At 66.4% G+C, this 16,767-nt stretch carries 18 protein-coding genes; 13 read left to right on the top strand and 5 right to left on the bottom strand.

Features of this window, described 5'->3' with window-relative positions; all coding sequences use genetic code 11:
* Nucleotides 1–29: 29 nt before the first annotated feature.
* From TSH64_RS33730 to TSH64_RS33675, 12 genes are all read left to right on the top strand, one after another.
* Nucleotides 30–860, top strand: coding sequence for a transporter substrate-binding domain-containing protein (locus TSH64_RS33730; RefSeq protein ID WP_247873312.1), 831 nt, complete (start codon nt 30–32; stop codon nt 858–860).
* 111 nt (nt 861–971) lie between these two features.
* Entirely contained in the window at nt 972–1,619 is a 648-nt protein-coding gene (locus TSH64_RS33725; protein ID WP_109451771.1) for an amino acid ABC transporter permease, read from the top strand.
* A gap of 4 nt (nt 1,620–1,623) precedes the next feature.
* Nucleotides 1,624–2,328, top strand: coding sequence for an amino acid ABC transporter permease (locus TSH64_RS33720; protein ID WP_109451769.1), 705 nt, complete (start codon nt 1,624–1,626; stop codon nt 2,326–2,328).
* Nucleotides 2,328–3,155 carry an amino acid ABC transporter ATP-binding protein gene (locus TSH64_RS33715; RefSeq protein ID WP_109451766.1) on the top strand — a complete coding sequence of 276 codons (828 nt, stop codon included), beginning with the start codon at nt 2,328–2,330 and terminating at the stop codon, nt 3,153–3,155. The genes TSH64_RS33720 and TSH64_RS33715 overlap by 1 nt, the downstream gene beginning before the upstream one ends.
* 264 nt (nt 3,156–3,419) lie before the next feature.
* Nucleotides 3,420–4,055, top strand: coding sequence for a lysozyme inhibitor LprI family protein (locus TSH64_RS33710; protein ID WP_109451763.1), 636 nt, complete (start codon nt 3,420–3,422; stop codon nt 4,053–4,055).
* 252 nt (nt 4,056–4,307) lie between these two features.
* Entirely contained in the window at nt 4,308–4,982 is a 675-nt protein-coding gene (locus TSH64_RS33705) for an ATP-binding cassette domain-containing protein (RefSeq protein WP_109451761.1), read from the top strand.
* Complete coding sequence (locus TSH64_RS33700; RefSeq protein WP_109451759.1) at nt 4,982–5,632, top strand: energy-coupling factor transporter transmembrane protein EcfT; 651 nt, start codon at nt 4,982–4,984, stop codon at nt 5,630–5,632. Before TSH64_RS33705 ends, TSH64_RS33700 begins: the two co-directional genes overlap by 1 nt.
* 27 nt (nt 5,633–5,659) lie before the next feature.
* Complete coding sequence (locus TSH64_RS33695) at nt 5,660–6,208, top strand: biotin transporter BioY (protein ID WP_109451757.1); 549 nt, start codon at nt 5,660–5,662, stop codon at nt 6,206–6,208.
* Nucleotides 6,201–7,712: an AMP-binding protein gene (locus tag TSH64_RS33690; protein WP_247873311.1), complete on the top strand. Its 1,512-nt coding sequence runs from the start codon at nt 6,201–6,203 to the stop codon at nt 7,710–7,712. Before TSH64_RS33695 ends, TSH64_RS33690 begins: the two co-directional genes overlap by 8 nt.
* Nucleotides 7,709–8,878, top strand: a complete 1,170-nt coding sequence (locus TSH64_RS33685; RefSeq protein WP_109451752.1) for a thiolase family protein — start codon at nt 7,709–7,711, stop codon at nt 8,876–8,878. The genes TSH64_RS33690 and TSH64_RS33685 overlap by 4 nt, the downstream gene beginning before the upstream one ends.
* Nucleotides 8,879–10,114: an MFS transporter gene (locus TSH64_RS33680; RefSeq protein ID WP_109451749.1), complete on the top strand. Its 1,236-nt coding sequence runs from the start codon at nt 8,879–8,881 to the stop codon at nt 10,112–10,114.
* A 241-nt stretch (nt 10,115–10,355) separates the two neighbouring features.
* Nucleotides 10,356–11,534, top strand: a complete 1,179-nt coding sequence (locus TSH64_RS33675) for a hypothetical protein (RefSeq protein WP_109451747.1) — start codon at nt 10,356–10,358, stop codon at nt 11,532–11,534.
* A 51-nt stretch (nt 11,535–11,585) separates the two neighbouring features.
* Here TSH64_RS33675 and purT read toward each other — a convergent pair whose 3' ends face one another.
* Entirely contained in the window at nt 11,586–12,755 is a 1,170-nt protein-coding gene (purT, locus tag TSH64_RS33670) for a formate-dependent phosphoribosylglycinamide formyltransferase (protein ID WP_109451745.1), read from the bottom strand.
* A 225-nt stretch (nt 12,756–12,980) separates the two neighbouring features.
* On the opposite strand from purT, the gene TSH64_RS33665 reads away from it, so the two are divergent.
* Nucleotides 12,981–13,415, top strand: coding sequence for a hypothetical protein (locus tag TSH64_RS33665; RefSeq protein ID WP_109451742.1), 435 nt, complete (start codon nt 12,981–12,983; stop codon nt 13,413–13,415).
* Nucleotides 13,416–13,438: 23 nt separating this feature from the next.
* Here TSH64_RS33665 and TSH64_RS33660 read toward each other — a convergent pair whose 3' ends face one another.
* The 4 genes from TSH64_RS33660 to TSH64_RS33645 all read right to left on the bottom strand — a co-directional run bounded on the left by TSH64_RS33660 (nt 13,439) and on the right by TSH64_RS33645 (nt 16,648).
* Nucleotides 13,439–13,714 (bottom strand): DUF5985 family protein, encoded by a 276-nt coding sequence (locus TSH64_RS33660; protein ID WP_109048699.1) that lies wholly within the window; start codon nt 13,712–13,714, stop codon nt 13,439–13,441.
* Nucleotides 13,714–13,983: a DUF5985 family protein gene (locus TSH64_RS33655; RefSeq protein ID WP_199237736.1), complete on the bottom strand. Its 270-nt coding sequence runs from the start codon at nt 13,981–13,983 to the stop codon at nt 13,714–13,716. Before TSH64_RS33655 ends, TSH64_RS33660 begins: the two co-directional genes overlap by 1 nt.
* A gap of 85 nt (nt 13,984–14,068) precedes the next feature.
* The gene (locus TSH64_RS33650) at nt 14,069–14,443 is read right to left on the bottom strand and encodes a hypothetical protein (RefSeq protein ID WP_109453302.1); all 375 of its coding nucleotides are present in this window, start codon (nt 14,441–14,443) and stop codon (nt 14,069–14,071) included.
* 66 nt (nt 14,444–14,509) lie between these two features.
* The gene (locus TSH64_RS33645; protein WP_109453300.1) at nt 14,510–16,648 is read right to left on the bottom strand and encodes a response regulator; all 2,139 of its coding nucleotides are present in this window, start codon (nt 16,646–16,648) and stop codon (nt 14,510–14,512) included.
* Nucleotides 16,649–16,767: the final 119 nt, after the last annotated feature.

Genomic DNA, 16,767 nt, shown 5'->3' with positions numbered 1-16,767 from the left:
GGGGTGACTTCATGATGGAGAGCAAGGCTATGGTTCGGACGATGTTCAAGACGGCACTGCTGGGCGCCACCCTGCTGGTCACCGGTGCCGCCGCCGGGACGGCGATGGCCGACACGCTGGCCGACGTGAAGAAGGCGGGCGTCTTCACCGTCGCCACCGAGATGCAGTTCCCGCCCTTCGATTTCCTTGAGAACAACGAGTACAAGGGCGTCGACAAGGACCTGTTCGACGAGGTGGCGAAGGAGCTGGGCGTCAAGGCCAAGTACATGGACCTGCCCTGGACCAGCGTGCTGCCGGGTCTGGAAGCCAAGAAGTTCGATCTGGTCATCGCCCCGGTCACCATCACGAAGGAGCGCATGAAGCGCTATTCCTTCACCGTTCCGATTTCGGAAGCGACCGCTGCCCTGATGAAGCGCGCCGACGACAAGACCATCAACAAGCCGGAAGACATCGCCGGCAAGAAGGTCGGCGGCGGCAAGGGCACCTCGCAGCTGGCCCAGGTGAAGGAGTTCGGCCAGACGCTGCCGACCCCGCCGGACGTTCGTGAATATGTCGACAGCAACCAGTCCTACGCCGATCTGGCCGCCGGCCGCGTCGACGCCTCGGTCAACTCGCTGCCGAACCTGAACTTCGCCGCCGCCCAGCGCAAGGAGACCTTCGCCGTCGTCCTGCCGCCCTTCGGCAAGCCCTCCTACTTCTCCTGGGTCGGCCGTCCCAGCGACGACGACAAGAGCCTGATCGAGGCGGTCAACGCCGCCCTGGTCAAGATCCAGAAGGACGGCCGCATGGCCGCCATCCAGAAGAAGTGGTTCGGCGTCTCGCAGGAGCTGCCGACCACCGTTCCGGAACCGCAGCTCTAAGGCAAACCTGCCTATTCCCTCTCTCCCGCCACCACGACTGGCGGCTCCAAGGCTCCGCCGGAGGCGGGGAGAGGGAAACAGGCTCCGGCACCGCCGACGAAGGCCCACACGATGAAGTTCAGCGTCATCATCGACGCCTTTCCCTATCTGCTGGGAGCGGCCGTCACGACCATCTGGGTCTCTCTGCTCGGCGTGCTGCTGGGGCAGGTGATCGGCGTTGTCGTCTGCGTCGCGCGCCAGTCCGGCGGCCGGGCGGCCGACATTGCCGGCGGTGTCTATGTCAGCTTCTTCCGCGGCGTTCCGCTGCTGATCCAGCTTCTGCTGATCTACTACATGCTGCCGCTGGTCGGCATCGACGTGCCGCCGCTGGTCGCCTCCATCGCCGCACTCGGCCTCGCGTCCGGCGCCTATGTGTCGGAGATCTACCGCGGCGCGCTGAACGCCGTCCCGCACGGCCAGTCGGAAGCGGCGCTGGCGCTGGGCTTTCCCGGATCGTCGATCTGGACGCGCATCCTGCTGCCGCAGGCTTTCCGCATCTCGGTCCCCGCACTGGTCAACGAGCTGATCCTGCTGCTGAAGGCATCCTCGCTGATCTCCGTCGTCGGGGTGGCGGAGCTGACGCGGACCAGCCAGACCATCTCGGCCAGCAACTACCGCCCGCTCGAGATTTATCTGGCGGCCGGCATCATCTATCTGGCGATCAACGGCGCACTGGCCCTGTTCGGCACGCTGGTCGAACGCCGCCTTCAACAGGCCTGATCCGATGTTGGACCTTTCCCTTCTCGTCCAGTACGGCCCGGCGCTGCTGCGCGGCTTCGGCATCACCATCCTGTGCTGGGGCGCTGGCTGCCTCATCGGCATGGTGCTGGGCTTCGCGCTCATGCTGCTGCGGCAATTGCCGGTGAAGCCGCTGCGCTGGGTCATCCGCGCCTATATCGAGGTGATCCGCGGCACGCCCTTCCTGATCCAGCTGTTCCTGCTCTACAGCGGCGGCCCGTCCATCGGCCTGCGGCTGGAGGCGACGACCGCCGGCATCCTCGGCCTCGGCATCTACGGCAGCGCCTATTTCGCCGAGATCTTCCGCGCCGGCTATCAGGCGGTGCCGAAGGGGCAGGTGGAGGCGGCGCTCAGCCTCGGCATGTCCTATGGCGCCATCCTGCGACGGGTGATCGTGCCGGCGATGCTGGTGTCGACCATCCCGGCCATCGTCAACATGATGGCGATCCTGACCAAGGAGACGGTGGTGCTGTCCATCATCACCGTGCCGGAACTGATGTACGAGATGCAGACGATGGCGGCGGAGACCTTCGCCACCTTCGAGACCATCCTCGGGATGGCGCTGTTCTACTGGCTGCTGGTGGAGGTGGTGTCGCGCCTGGGCCGCCGGCTGGAGGCGCGCGTCACCCGTTTCCTGACCCACGCCTCGCCGCAAGGGTCTTCGTCCGAGACTGCAACCGCGAGGGCGTGATGACCGCCGTTTCCCAAACCGTCCCCCTGTCGCGTACCACTGTCCAGGGCGATGCCGTGCCGATGGTCTCCATCCGCGGCGTCGGCAAGAGTTTCGGCACCAACGAGGTGCTGCGCGACATCGACCTGACCGTCAGCAAGTCGGAGGTCGTCTGCCTGATCGGTCCCAGCGGATCGGGCAAGAGTACGCTCCTGCGCTGCATCAACTTCCTGGAGGTCTACGACCGCGGCGAGATCCGCATCGAAGGCAAGCTGGTCGGCTACAGCGAGGACACGCCGCGCCGCCGCCTGTCCAACCGCGACCTGCGCGACCTGCGCCGCAACGTCGGCATGGTGTTCCAGCAGTTCAACCTTTGGCCCCACATGACCGCGCTGGAGAATGTGGCCGAGGCCCTGGTGCAGGTCCGCGGCATGGACAAGGCCGCAGCATCCGCCCATGCCCGCCGCATGCTGGACCGGGTGGGTCTCGCCGCCAAGGCCGACAGCTACCCCGCCCGCCTCTCCGGCGGCCAGCAGCAGCGCGTCGCCATCGCCCGCGTCATCGCGATGGAACCCCACCTGATGCTGTTCGACGAGCCGACCTCGGCACTCGACCCGGAACTGGTGGGCGAGGTGTTGCAGGTGATGCGCGATCTGGCGGCCGACGGCATGACCATGGTGGTGGTGACCCACGAGATGGGCTTCGCCGCCAACGTCGCCGATAAGGTGGCCTTCCTCGACCGCGGTCGCATTGCCGCCTTCGGCACCCCGCGCGAGGTTTTCCACGAGTCCACCGAACCGCGGGTGCAGCAGTTCCTTCAGACCTATCACGAGCGGAACAGCTTTTGATTTTTGCAACATGCGGGACGCTGACCAGCCAGCGGGCTGGCGATCCATTTCGCTAGATCGTCGCCGATGGCTGGCTCGCCCGGTTGCAGATCATCTCTGAACCAGAGCCGGCGGCCATACGTCCGGAATGCGGCAATTCCCTTGCGGCAAGCAGATGAATGCGCTTGCCACCGCACATGTATCTATAGTTGATCTGAGCCACAGCCTTCTCCGCTTCTGTAACGGTTGCGTGAGCATGCATGCTCGTGACTCAATGAGGTCGATATGCGGGTTCTAATACTGACCGCTGCCCTGACTGCAATTGGCGGCGGCAGCAGCTTCGCGGCAAGCTTCGACTGCGGTAAAGCCGGCACACCTGTGGAAAAGGCGGTTTGCTCCGACGAACGGTTGTCAAATCTCGACAGCGAGCTTGGCCGCGCCTACAAGGCTGCACTTCAGAACAGCACCGCTCCGGCGGATCTCAAGACCGAGCAGAAGAACTGGATCGCGCAGCGAAACCGTTGCACGGATGTGACTTGTCTTGCATCGGCTTATCAAACGCGGTTGGCAGCCTTGAGCGCCCCGCAGCACGCCACCCCTGCGGCAGCAACTGTTTCCGGCACCTATAAAGCCGCCGGCGGAGAGCTTCTTGTCGCTCAAGAATCCGTCAGCACCATCAAATTCAGCCTGAGCGCCATGTACAAAATGAACACGGGCGAAGTTGAGGGAGTAGCAATTCTCAACGGAAATCATGCGATATTCGCATCGAATGATGAAAGCGACTATGGAGACTGTAAAATTGAATTCACCTTTACCGAAAGCGCCGTCAACGTGAGGCAGGATGGCATTTGTGGGATGGGGTTCAATGTCAACGGAACTGGAAACTACAAACGCCAGAGCAAAGCCGCTCCCACCTTCTGATCCGCGATGCGGCGTCCAAGTACAATCAGTCCAGAAGTCGGTTTGAAGCGACGCCGATTGACCGTACCGCTCGAAGAGCCGATCACAGCGGACAACGAGGCGGCAGAATAGGGCGAGCGCGCAGTCGACCATGGATGGGAATCCAATCGAAGCCGCCACGGCCACGCTCTTCCCTGGAACGCCGCCCACAAACCGGCTAAGAACCTTTCGCACACGCAACAGAACTGCACCGCGAAGGCCCTGGCTCCGTCGATGATCGAACTCCGGTCCGTCACCCACGCCTATGGCGACCGCCCCGTCCTGCACGACCTGTCGCTGCGGCTGGCCGAGCGGCGCATCGCCATTCTCGGCGGCAACGGCTCGGGGAAGAGCACGCTGGCTCGCCTGCTGAACGGGCTGATCGTGCCGGCCGCCGGCACCGTCACGGTCGATGGTCTGGATACCCGCAGCGACGGCCGGGCCGTGCGGCAGCGGGTCGGCTTTGTCTTCCAGAATCCCGATACACAGATCGTCTACCCGACGGTGGAGGAGGACCTCGCCTTCGGGTTGAAGGCGCGCAAGCTGCCGAAGGACGAGATCGCCCGCCGCGTTGCCGGGGCGCTGGAGCGCTATAACCTCGACCGCTACCGGCACCAGCCCGCCCACCAGATGAGCGGCGGCGAGAAACAGCTGCTCGCCATTGCCGGGGTGCTGGTTCTGGAGCCGGCCTACGTGATCTTCGACGAACCGACCACGCTGCTCGACCTGCGCAACCGCCGTAAGGTGATCGACCTGCTGCGCGGCCTGCCGCAGACGGTGATCGTCGTCACTCACGACCTCGACATGGTCAAGGATTTCGACCGGGCGCTGGTGCTGGAGGATGGCCGCATCGTCGCCGACGGCCCGCCGGCGGAAACCGTGCCGGCCTACATCGAGCGGCTCGGCTGATGCTGGGCCTCTACCTGCATCGGGAGTCGGTCGTTCACCGCCTGCCGGCAGGGGCGAAGCTCGGCGGCCTGCTGCTGGTGACCATCCTGGTGCTGGCCATGCCTGGTAGCTGGGGGGCGCTGGCCGCCGGACTGATCGGCGCCGCGGTTCTGGTGGCGGCAAAGCTGCCGGCCGGACGAGTCTTGTCGGAGCTGCGGGCGCCGGTGCTGATGCTGACCCTGCTGTTCGGTTTCCAGGCGCTGCTGGCCGGCGGCGGCTGGGAGGAGACGGCGGTCGCCGTCGCCCGTTTCGCCGCCCTGATCCTGCTGGCGACCCTGGTCACGCTGACCACCCGCGTCATGGACATGGTCGATCTGTTCGAGCGGCTGTTCGGCCTGCTGCGTCCGGTCGGGGTCAACCCGGCGAAGATGGCGCTGATGCTGGCCCTGACCATCCGCTTCATCCCGCTGCTGGGCGAACAGGTGCGCGAGGTGCGGATGGCCCAGCGTGCCCGCGGCGTGGAGCGCAACATAGCCGCCCTGTTCGTTCCGCTGCTGGTCAAGATCCTCACCATGGCCGATGATCTGACCGCCGCACTGGAAGCGCGCGGTTACGACCCGGCCGATGCTGGGACGAACGACAGCAAAACCAAAAACAATACTCAACGATAACGTCACCAGCCGAAGGAAGCGTCCGCCATGTTGTCCACCCGCGACCTCGTCCTCTGCGCCCTGTTCGCCGCCCTGCTGGGCGGGCTCGGCATGGCCCCGCCGATTCCGCTCGGCTTCCTGCCGGTGCCGGTCACCGCGCAGACGCTGGGCGTCATGCTGGCCGGCACCATCCTGGGCGCCAAGCGCGGCGGCATCGCGGCATTGCTGTTCGTGCTTCTGGTCGCGGCCGGCCTGCCGCTGCTGGCGGGAGGTCGCGGCGGCATCGGCGTCCTGCTGGGGCCGACCGGCGGCTTCGTGCTGTCCTGGCCGGTCGGCGCCTTCGTCACCGGCTGGCTGGCGGAGCGTTTCGCCACCACCGCCAACCCGATCCGCCTGTTCGCAGTCAGCGTACTCGGCGGCATCCTGGTCGTCTATGCCGGCGGCATTCCCTGGCTGTGGCTGGTCGCCGGTCTGCCGATCGACAAGGCCGTGTTCGGCTCGCTGGCCTTCGTGCCGGGCGACCTGATCAAGGCCGGGATCGCCGCTGTCGCCGCCTCGGGCGTCCGCCGCGCCGGCATCCTGCCCATCCATGCCTGAGAAAATGATTCCGGAGCAGCCATTGGCGACCGGCGGCTATCTGGGGGCGGACAGCCTCGTCCGCCCCTTCGTGCTGGCCACCGAACGGACGCCTGACCATCCGGCCCTGATCTTCGGTGACGAAACGCTGTCCTACGGCGCACTGCTGGAGCAGTTGCGGCGGACCGGTGCCGGTGTGGCTGCCCTGCGCCGGGATGGAGCGCCGCCGCGCGTGGCGCTCAGCCTGGGCAACCGGCCGGAACTGCTGGCGCTGTTCTTCGGCATCGTCGCGGCCGGCGGCATCGTCGGTCTGCTCGACCCGAAATGGAGCGCCGCGCAGACCGCCGCGGCCATCGAGACCTTCCGCCCCGATCTGCATCTGACGACCGAGACCGCCGCCGGCTGGATCGCGGCGCAGCCGGCGGGCTGGACCATCCCCGCCATCGATCCGAAGACGCCATTCCTGGTCGGCTTCACCTCCGGCACCACCGGCCGGCCCAAGGCCTTCATCCGCAACCAGGGCTCCTGGCTGGCGACACTGGAGGCGAGCCGGGTGGAGTTCGGGATTGGAGCCGAGGACGTCGTTCTCGTGCCGGGTCCGCTGGTCCATGGCCTGGGCCTCTATGGCGCGGTGGAGGGGCTGTCGGCCGGCGCCACGGTGCGGGTGCAGCCGAAATTCGACGGAACCGACGCGGCGGCGCAGTTGGCGGAGTGCGGCGTCACCACGCTGGTGCTGGTGCCGACGATGCTGGTCGGCATCCTCGACGCGGCCGAGCGCGACGACCGACGCTTCCCCGCCCTTCGCCGGGTGGTCTGTTCCGGCGCCAAGCTGGCGCCCGCAGTGCATGACCGGCTGGCCGCCCTCTGCCCCGACGCCGCCGTGCTGGAATATTACGGCGCATCCGAGCTGAGCTTCGTCAGCCTGCGCTCGTCCCGCGAAGGTGCCCCCGCCGACAGCGTCGGCCGCCCCTTCCACGGGGTTGAGCTGAGCCTGCGCGACGATGACGGCCTTCCGGTGCAGCGCGGCCGGCCCGGCACCGTCTGGGTGCGCAGCCTCATGCTGAGCGACGGCTATCTCGGCGTCACCGACGGCGCCGGCTACCGCGAGCGGGACGGCTGGGGCACGGTCGGCGATTACGGCTGGATCGACGGCGAAGGCTGGCTGCGGCTGGTCGGGCGGGCCGGCGACATGGTCATCACCGGCGGCCTGAACGTCTACCCGGCAGAGGTCGAAGCGGTCCTGCGCGCCCATCCCGCGGTGGCGGAGGCGGTGGTGTTCGGGCTGCCCGATCCCTATTGGGGCGACGCCCTGTCCGCCGTGGTGTGGTGGCGCGGGAACGCGCGCGCCTCGCTCGCCGACCTGCGCGGCTGGTGCCAGGGCCGGCTGGAGGGCTACAAGGCGCCGCGGCTGGTCTTCGCCGCGTCCGACATGCCCCTGACCGGCAGCGGCAAGATCGCCCGTGCCGATGTGCGCGAGCGGGCGAAGCTCGGCGGACCGGGCGGCGGGCTGGAGGTGGTGGCGTGACCAGCCGCCCCATCATCGTCGCCGCCCGGCGGACCCCGGTCGGCCGCATCGGCGGCAGCTTGCGCGAGCTTCCCGTCGAGGATCTCGCCGCTCCGGTCATCCGCGCCGTGCTGGCCGACGCTACCCTGGACCCCGCGGAGGTGGATGAGGTTCTGCTGGGCAATGCGGTCGGTCCCGGCGGCAATGTCGCACGGCTGTCGGCTCTGGCGGCCGGGCTGCCGGTGTCGGTGCCCGGCGTCACGGTTGACCGGCAGTGCGGATCGGGGCTGGAGGCGGTCAATCTCGCCGCCCGGCTGGTACAGTCCGGCGCCTGCGACGTCGTCTTGGCCGGCGGGGTGGAGAGTACCAGCACCGCCCCCTGGCGCGTCGCCAAACCCTCCAGCCTCTACCGCAGCCCGACCTTCTACGACCGCGCCCGCTTCGCCCCCGACGAGGTCGGCGACCCGTCGATGATCGAGGCGGCGGAGACTGTCGCCACTGTCCACGGCATCGACCGCACCCGCCAGGACCGCTACGCGCTGGACAGCCACCGCAAGGCCTTGGCTGCGCAGGCCGCCGGGCGCTTCGACCGCGAGATCGTTCCGCTGCACCTCCGCGACGGCCGCGTCGTCGCCCTCGATGAATGCCCGCGGGCCGAGACCAGCCTTGAAAAGCTGGCGGCGCTGCGCCCGATCCTCCGGCCCGACGGCACGGTCACGGCAGGCAACGCTTGCCCGGTCAATGACGGTGCCGCCGTGGTGGCGGTGGTGTCGGAGCGGAAGTTCCGCACGCTCGGCCTCACCCTTGGGTTGGCGGTGGTCGACTGCACCGCGGCGGGGGTGGATCCGAAGCTCCTCGGCACCGGCCCTATTCCGGCGGTGACCAAGCTGCTGGCCCGCAACCCCGGCCTGACAATCGCCGATATCGACCTCGTCGAATTCAATGAAGCCTTCGCCGCCCAGGTGCTGGCGAGCCTCGACGCGCTTGGCATCGACCAATCGCGCGTTTCGGTCGGCGGCGGCGCCCTGGCGCTCGGCCATCCTTATGGCGCATCCGGGGCGATCCTGGTGACGCGCCTGTTCAGCGAAATGCTGTTCCCGGCTGCGGGCCGTGCGCCCCGCCGGGGCCTCGCCACGCTCGGCATCGGCGGCGGGCTGGGGCTCGCCACACTTCTGGAGCCAGTTTGAATGACCAGCGCCCCTGCGGCCGGGGATAGTTTCCGGTCGGCCTTCCGTCACCGCGCCTTCGCCCTGTTCTGGAGCGCGCGGGTCTGTTCGATGCTGGCGATCCAGATGCAGGTGGTGGCGGTCGGCTGGCAGGTCTATTCCATGACCGGCGACCCGCTCGATCTCGGGCTGGTCGGGCTGTTCCAGTTCCTGCCCTCGCTGGCGCTGGTTCTGGTGGCCGGCCATGTGGTCGACAACAACGACCGCAAGACGGTCCTGTTTGGCGCCCTGTCGGTCGAGATGATCGCTGTCGCCGCCCTGTTCCTGCTGACCATGGCGGGCGCCCTGTCGCCCCACGCCATCTTTGCCGTGGTGGCGCTGATCGGCCTCGCCAAATCCTTCGAGGGTCCGGCCAACCAGGCGATCCTGTCCGCGACCGTTCCGGTGGAGGATTTGCCGAACGCCGTCGCCTGGCAGTCGTCGGGCGTCCAAGTGGCGCAGATCTCCGGACCGGCGCTGGGCGGCCTGCTCTACATCGCCGGTCCGGCGGCGGTCTATGGCGTCAGCACGGCGATGCTGGCGCTGTCGGTCCTGCTGATCGCCGCCTGCCGGCCGCGCCCCGTCACCATGACCAAGCGCGCCATGAGCCTGACCAGCATGCTGGCCGGCGCCGCCTTTATCCGCAGCCGGCCGGAAATTCTGGGCGCCATCTCGCTTGACCTGTTCGCGGTTCTGCTGGGCGGGGCGACGGCGCTGCTGCCGATCTATGCACGCGATGTGCTGCATGTCGGACCGTGGGGGCTCGGCCTGCTGCGCTCCGCTCCGGCATTGGGAGCGCTTGCCATGGCGATGGTCATCACCCGCTGGGGCGTGAAGCGCCATGCAGGGCGCTGGATGCTGATCGCGGTGGCCGGCTTCGGCGTCGCCACCGTCGCCTTCGGTCTGTCGGCCGATCCGGTTCTGTCCTTCATCGCCCTGCTGGCGGTCGGCGCCACCGATCAGGTCAGCATGTTCGTGCGCCAGACGCTGGTCCAACTGTCCACCCCCGACGAGATGCGCGGCCGGGTCGGCGCCGTCACCTCGCTGTTCATCGGCGCGTCCAACCAGTTGGGCGAGTTCGAATCCGGGAGCGTCGCGGCGCTGGTTGGTGCGGTTCCGGCGGTGGTGCTGGGCGGCGTCGGCGCGATCGGGCTCGCCGGACTGTGGGCAGCGATGTTCCCGGCGCTGAGGCGGGTGGACAGGTTGCTGGGGAGGTAGCGTGAAGCGAGTCCTCCACACATCACTGCATATGCCCAGAAGCCGATGGGCTCAACTCTAGACTTTTTAGAGATTCCTGCATATACTTAAAGGTGCATTCAGGTTACAAAATCCTCTTTCTGCTCGATGACTGGAAATAAGGGCAGCTTTCTTCTGGATGCGACTTGGGCTGTTTTCTCGCGGAATACGGAAGTGAATGCCGACCGCGCGATGGAATCAGAAAATAGAAAGAGAGATTGATATGAGCATCGTCGTTGGAAACGTACCCTTGCATTTATGGGATGGCGGAAGTGGTACCGGTATCGATTATGACAACTCTTTTCTGTATTCAATAACTCCATCGCAGATCGTTGCCCGATTTACAAAAAACGGCGCGACCGTGATGGACGCTACAGTAAATGGCAATATCAATATAACCGGAAATAACATATCAGGAAGAATTACGTCCCTCACAGCGACGCAGCCCAGTGGAAACATCCTGCTGTCGATCAGCAATGCAAATCTGAGCTTTTCAAACGCATATGATTTTTCTAATGTATTGACAGTCCCGTCGATGCTGTCAGGTGACGACCAAATATTTGGCTCATCCCAGACGGACTATTTACAGGGATACGCGGGAAACGATTACATCAGCGGTGGTGGAGGTGACGATCAGATCTATACCAGCCCTGGTTTCGATACCATTGATGGCGGAGAAGGTATCGACACCGTCATCAATCTCCAATATACGAGCACCGCGAGGCTGATCGCCTTCAATGGACAGGTTGCCATTCTTGATCGCAGCAATGGCAGCGACGTTCTGATGAATGTCGAATACGTCAGATATTACGACGGGATGGTGCCGACTTCGAGTGCCGCTGGTTTCGATGCCCTGGGGTATCTGGCGGCAAACCGGGATCTGGCCGCCGTTTTCGGCACCAATCAGGCTGCTGCCTTCACTCACTACATTCGGAGCGGCTATACTGAGAGCCGTGCGACCAGCTTCGATGCCGCCGGTTATCTGGCCGCCAACGCGGATCTGGCCGCGGCCTTCGGGGTGGACACTGTCACAGCGACCCGGCATTACATCACCAACGGTCGGTTGGAGGGGCGAAAGACCTCCTTCGATGCGACGAGTTATCTGGCGGCAAACCCGGATCTGATCCAGGCCTTCGGATCCAGCACAACGGCAGCGGCCCTCCATTATGCCACCACGGGACGGCTGGAAGGACGGACGACGACGTTCAACGCGGCTGCCTATCTGGCGCGGAATCCCGATCTTCAGCGTCGGTTTGGCAACAGCGAAGCGTCGGCGGCAGCCCATTACGTGAATTTCGGCTACCGGGAAGGACGATCCACCACCCCGCTGGCAACAACCGGCCGGGCCGCACCGGTGTTCGGGTCGGATCCCTCGGCTGGCATGCTCGCCGCCACTGTCTGACACGGCTCCTGCAGGCGGGGTATCCCCGCCCGCAGGATCGAACTCAACGGCTCACAGATACCGGATCGTCACCTTGTCCGCCGCCTGCTTGGCCCGCGCCCGTGCATCGTCGGTGTCGGTGCCGGTTGCAAGCGCGACACCCATGCGGCGGTTCTTGCGGGTGGTCGGCTTGCCGAACAGGCGGACGTCGACCTCCTGTTCGCTCGAGCCCAGGCGCAGCGCATCCGCCAGCCCCTCGATACGGAAATTCTCCGCCTCGCGGTCGGCCAGGATGACGGCGGAGGCCGACGGGGCACGGCACAGGATGTTCGGGATCGGCAGGCCCAGGATGGCACGGGCGTGCAGTTCGAACTCCGACAGGTTCTGCGACAGCAGCGTGACCATGCCGGTGTCATGCGGGCGCGGCGACAGTTCGGAGAAGATCACCTCGTTGGCGGTGACGAAGAATTCGACGCCGAAGATGCCGTAGCCGCCGAGATTGTCGACGACGCGCGCCGCCATCGCCTTGGCGTCGTCCAGCATCGCCTGCGGCATGGCGACCGGCTGCCAGGATTCCTGATAGTCACCGCGCTCCTGCCTGTGGCCGATCGGCTCGCAATAGAGGACGCCGTCGCGGGTGCGGACGGTCAGCAGCGTGATCTCATAGTCGAAGGGGACGAACTCCTCGACGATCACCTTGCGGCGGTCGCCGCGCATGTTCGCCACCGCATAGTCCCAGGCGGCCTCCAGCCCGGCGGAATCCTGCACCGTGCTCTGCCCCTTGCCGGAGGACGACATCACCGGCTTGACGACGCAGGGGAATCCGGTGTGTTCCGCCCCGGCGCGTACCTCCTCCAGGCTCTCGGCATAGCGGTAGCGCGAGGTGCGCAGACCGAGTTCCGTCGCCGCAACCTCACGGATGCGGTCGCGATTCATCGTCATCGTCGCGGCGCGGGCCGACGGCACGACCGTAGTGCCGGCATCCTCGAATTCGTGCAGCACCTCGGTTCGGATCGCCTCGACCTCCGGCACGATGTAATCCGGGCGGTGCTTGGCGATGGCGGCGCGCAGGGCGTCGGCGTCCAGCATGGAGAACACCTCCGCCTGATCGGCGACCTGCATCGCCGGCGCGTTGGCGTAGCTGTCGCAGGCGATGACCTCGCAGCCCAGCCGCTTGGCGGCAATGACGAATTCCTTGCCCAGCTCCCCGGAGCCGAGCAGCAGGATCCTTGCGGTGAACATCGACGCACTCCCGATATTGGCGACAACTGGCGATATTGGCGACAGCTGGCCGACCATAGGGCTTCCGGCCAGCCGGGCCAAGCCCCGCCGTAGGCCTCCCGTATGCAGCAGCCAAACGGAACCGGGGCCACGCAAATATTTCTAAAAAGAAATTATAATGGTAGCGGATGAAAAACTCCGCTCATGTGTTCATGCCTAAATGAACCCCTGTTTCGGGAGGCGGCAATGGCAACGACGACACAAGCGGCGGCAAGGCGCGGGTTCTTCGGCGGCAGGACCCTGATGGCCGTCTGCCTGGCCGGCTCGCTGGCGTTGCCGGGCTGTGCCGGCAACGGCAACGACGACATGGCCGGCGCCCTGCTGATCGGTGCCGCGGTGGTGGGGCTTGGCGTGCTGGCCGCCACCGCCGGCGGTGACGACGACGACGATGGCGACCGCAACCGCGGCCGGCATCAGCGCCATCGCGGCGGCTACGACAACAGCGGCTATTACGGCAATGGCTATGCGAGCGGCTATGAGGGCCGGGGTCGCGGCGGCTACAGCCGCTATGCCGGCAACGGCCAATGCGACGATTCGCGCTACCGCACCTCCAATGGCGGGCGGGCCGAAGCCGGGACCGACGAATGGGACTGCCGCCGCTTCGGTGACGGCCGCAAGTAAAAGGCGGCCGTCACCGAAGCGGTTCAGCGCCGCCGCCCCTCCAGGTTCTTGCGGACGATGGCGCCGATGATCAGCAGGAAGGCCAGCAAGCGCAGCACATAGACCCAGCTCTGCTCCTCGCGTTCCAGCCCGCCGAGCGCCAGCACGATCTGATTCAGCGCCAGCAGCAGGAAGGCGAGCGCGAAGCTGACGAACAGCGCGTCCCTCGTCCGTTTCCAGAAACCGAGGAAGAACAGCCCGGCCACCGCATAGAGCGCTGCAAGCACGCCGGTGAAGAAGCTGGAGGTGGTGGGCAGCATCACTCGGCATCCCAGATGAAGCCGTACAGCAGCACGCCGACGCCTGCCATGGCGGAGAACTGGCGCAGCGGCAGCAGGTCTACCTGCGTCGGCAGAACGACGACATCGATGAACAGCAGCAGATTGTTCACCGCCAGCCCGACGAAGCACAGCGTGCTCCACAGCAGAAGCCGGCTGCGGGAGCGCAGCCAGCTGCGCAGCAGCAGCACCATGCACAGCAGGCTGGTGGCAAAGCACAGCAGATAGACCGCTGATTTCACGACATCCATGTCGCCGCTCCCACCCCGCTCTCCCCCCGCAGAGGACGGCACGCATTCCCGACTATGTAGTCCGCGGTCATTTCAGTCACTGAGATCAATCGTTGAGGCGGAAACGGAAGGAATCGGCAAAGATCTGCACCTTGTTGCCGGGAGCCGCGAAGATCTCCCGGATGATGGCGGACGGACGGGTGGCATAGGCCTGCTCGATCTCCTCCACCCACTGGTCCAGAAGCGGGGAGGCCGGGCGGTAACGGTGGCAGCCGTCGGTCTGCGCCACCAGCAGGCCGGCGCCGAGGAACCCGGCCAGCGCCTCCTGCACCACCACCTCGCTGCCGCGCAACTCGCTGACCAGATCGCCATTCGACCAGTCCCGATCGGGAGTCCGCCGCAGAAGAAGAAGAAGCTCCAACGCCCAGACAGACCGGATCGAACCTCGCAACAGCGTAAGCGCATCATCGGACAAAACCATGAACCAGAACCTGACCTGATATGCACAACCGGCGGCGTGGGGCAACGCCGCCCTCGATTCCCCTCATCACCCCCGGATGGCCTCCGCCGGGGCAAGAGGGGTCTGCAGATCCAGCGCGCGCCGCAGGGCACGGGCCAGATCGCCGTCACGGTATGGCTTGGACAGCGTCTCCGCCCGGCTCATCACAGCCCCCAAAACGGCGCCGGGATCGGCAGTGCCGCCGGCGTCGGCAGGCGCGCCGGCCTCCGGTTCCGGCGCAGACGTTCCGTTGGCATAGCCCGAGGCGAACAGCACCCGCAAGGAGGGATGGCGGCGCAAGCCCTCCAGCGCCAGTTCGCGGCCGTTCAGACCGCCGGGCATGACGATGTCGGTGAACAGAAGATCGACCGGCTGGCGGTCCAGCAGGGTCAGCGCCGCCTCGGCGCCATCGGCCTCCAGCACGCGGTATCCCAGAGCCGTAACCGCCTGCACCGCAACTGACCGCACGTCGGCATCGTCATCGACCACGAGCACGGTCTCGCCACGGCCGGCGAAGGCTTCATGGCCGTCCTCCTCGTCGGTAGGCCCGCCATGGGCGGCGTCCATCGCCGCCCGCGGCAGATAGAGACGGAAGGTGGTGCCGCTGCCGGGCTTGCTGTCGATGCCGATCAGACCGCCCGACTGCTTGACGAAGCCATGGATCATGGCAAGGCCGAGACCGGTGCCCTTCCCTGTCTCCTTGGTGGTGAAGAAAGGCTCGAAGGCGCGCTCCAGCACGTCTGGCGGCATGCCGCATCCGCTGTCCGTCACCGACAGCAGGATATAGTCGCCGGCCGCCACCGACATGCCGTTTCCGGTCTGCGGCTCCGCAAACCGGGTGTTCGCCGTGCTGATCCGCAGCGTACCGCCGCCGGGCATGGCATCGCGGGCGTTGATGACCAGGTTCAGCAGGGCCGATTCCGCCTGGGAGCGGTCGACCGAGGCAATCCACAGCGGCTCGGCATCGGCGGACGGCGCCTCGATTGCGATGGCGACACCGCCGCCCAGCGTGCGCTCCATCAGCTCGCCCATGCCGGCGACGAGGTCGCCGAGATCCACCGGTTCCGGGTGAAGCTGCTGCCGCCGGGCAAAGGTCAGCAGCCGCCGCGTCATGTCGGAGCAGCGCAGCGCCGCCTGCAGTGCCATCTCGGCCCGGCGCGCCGCCTTGGGATCGTCGGCAAGGCCGGGGACCAGCCGCTCCAGACTGCCGATCACCACCATCAGCATGTTGTTGAAATCATGGGCGATGCCGCCGGTCAGCTGGCCGACCATCTCCATCTTCTGCGCATGGGCCAGCTGCTGCTGGGCCTGGCGCGTCTCGGTCACGTCCATGATGGTGCCGAACAGTTCGGCCGGCCGGCCGTCCTCGTCGCGCACGACCACGGCCTGGTCCAGCAGATGACGCTCGCCGCCGTCCGGTCCGCGCCACCGATATTCCACCGTGGTCAGCCCGGCATCGTGGATCGACGCCAACTGGCGCAGCACGCGGTTGCGGTCGTCCGGATGCAGCCCGGATTCCCAGAAATTTGGATCCTCGATGAAACGGGCGGCGGGGCAACCCAGCACCGTCTCAGTCGTGTCGGACAGGTAGCGGAACGGAATGCCCGGCGTCAGGTCGGCCGTGTAGAGCACGATGGGAAGCTGGCCCAGAATCAGGGCCTGCCGCTCCTCGGACCGGCGCAGCGCCTGTTCGGCCTGCCGCATCTCGCGCCGCACCCGCTCGTTCTCGTCCAGCAGGCGCTGCTTGGCCTCAACCTCGCGCTTGACCTCCTCCGTTTTGCGGTAGAGGTCGACGAAGACCGACACCTTGCATTTCAGGATCTGCGGGTCGACCGGCTTGAACATGTAATCCACGGCGCCGGTGGCGTAGCCGCGGAAGATGTGCGTCTCGTCCTTGTTGATGGCGGTCAGGAAGATGATCGGGATATGGCGCGACTTCTCGCGCAGACGGATCAGCCCCGCCGTCTCGTAGCCGTCCATCCCCGGCATGTGCACGTCCAGCAGGATCAGGGCGAAGTCCTGGCGCAGCAGATGCTTCAGCGCCTCCTCTCCCGACCGGGCGAGCACCAGCTGCGCCCCCAGATCCTCCAGCGTCTCCCGCACGGCGAACAGGTTCCGCGGGTCGTCGTCGACGATCAGGATAGCGACGTCCGCCTTGTCGGGCTGCGGGTGTGAGTCGGAGGTCATGGTTCCGCTTTCGCATCCCGCAGCAACGGTGGCCGGCGGTGGCGTCACAGTGGCGGGAGGAACGGCCGCAGGAGCAGCCAGCGCCGCTTCCGCCGTGGTTGCCGCCGGCGGAATCGGAT

This window comes from Azospirillum sp. TSH64, from assembly GCF_003116035.1.
GTDB lineage: Bacteria > Pseudomonadota > Alphaproteobacteria > Azospirillales > Azospirillaceae > Azospirillum.
Note: the sequence above shows the minus strand (reverse complement) of the source record. Positions and strands in the feature narration are given on the sequence as shown.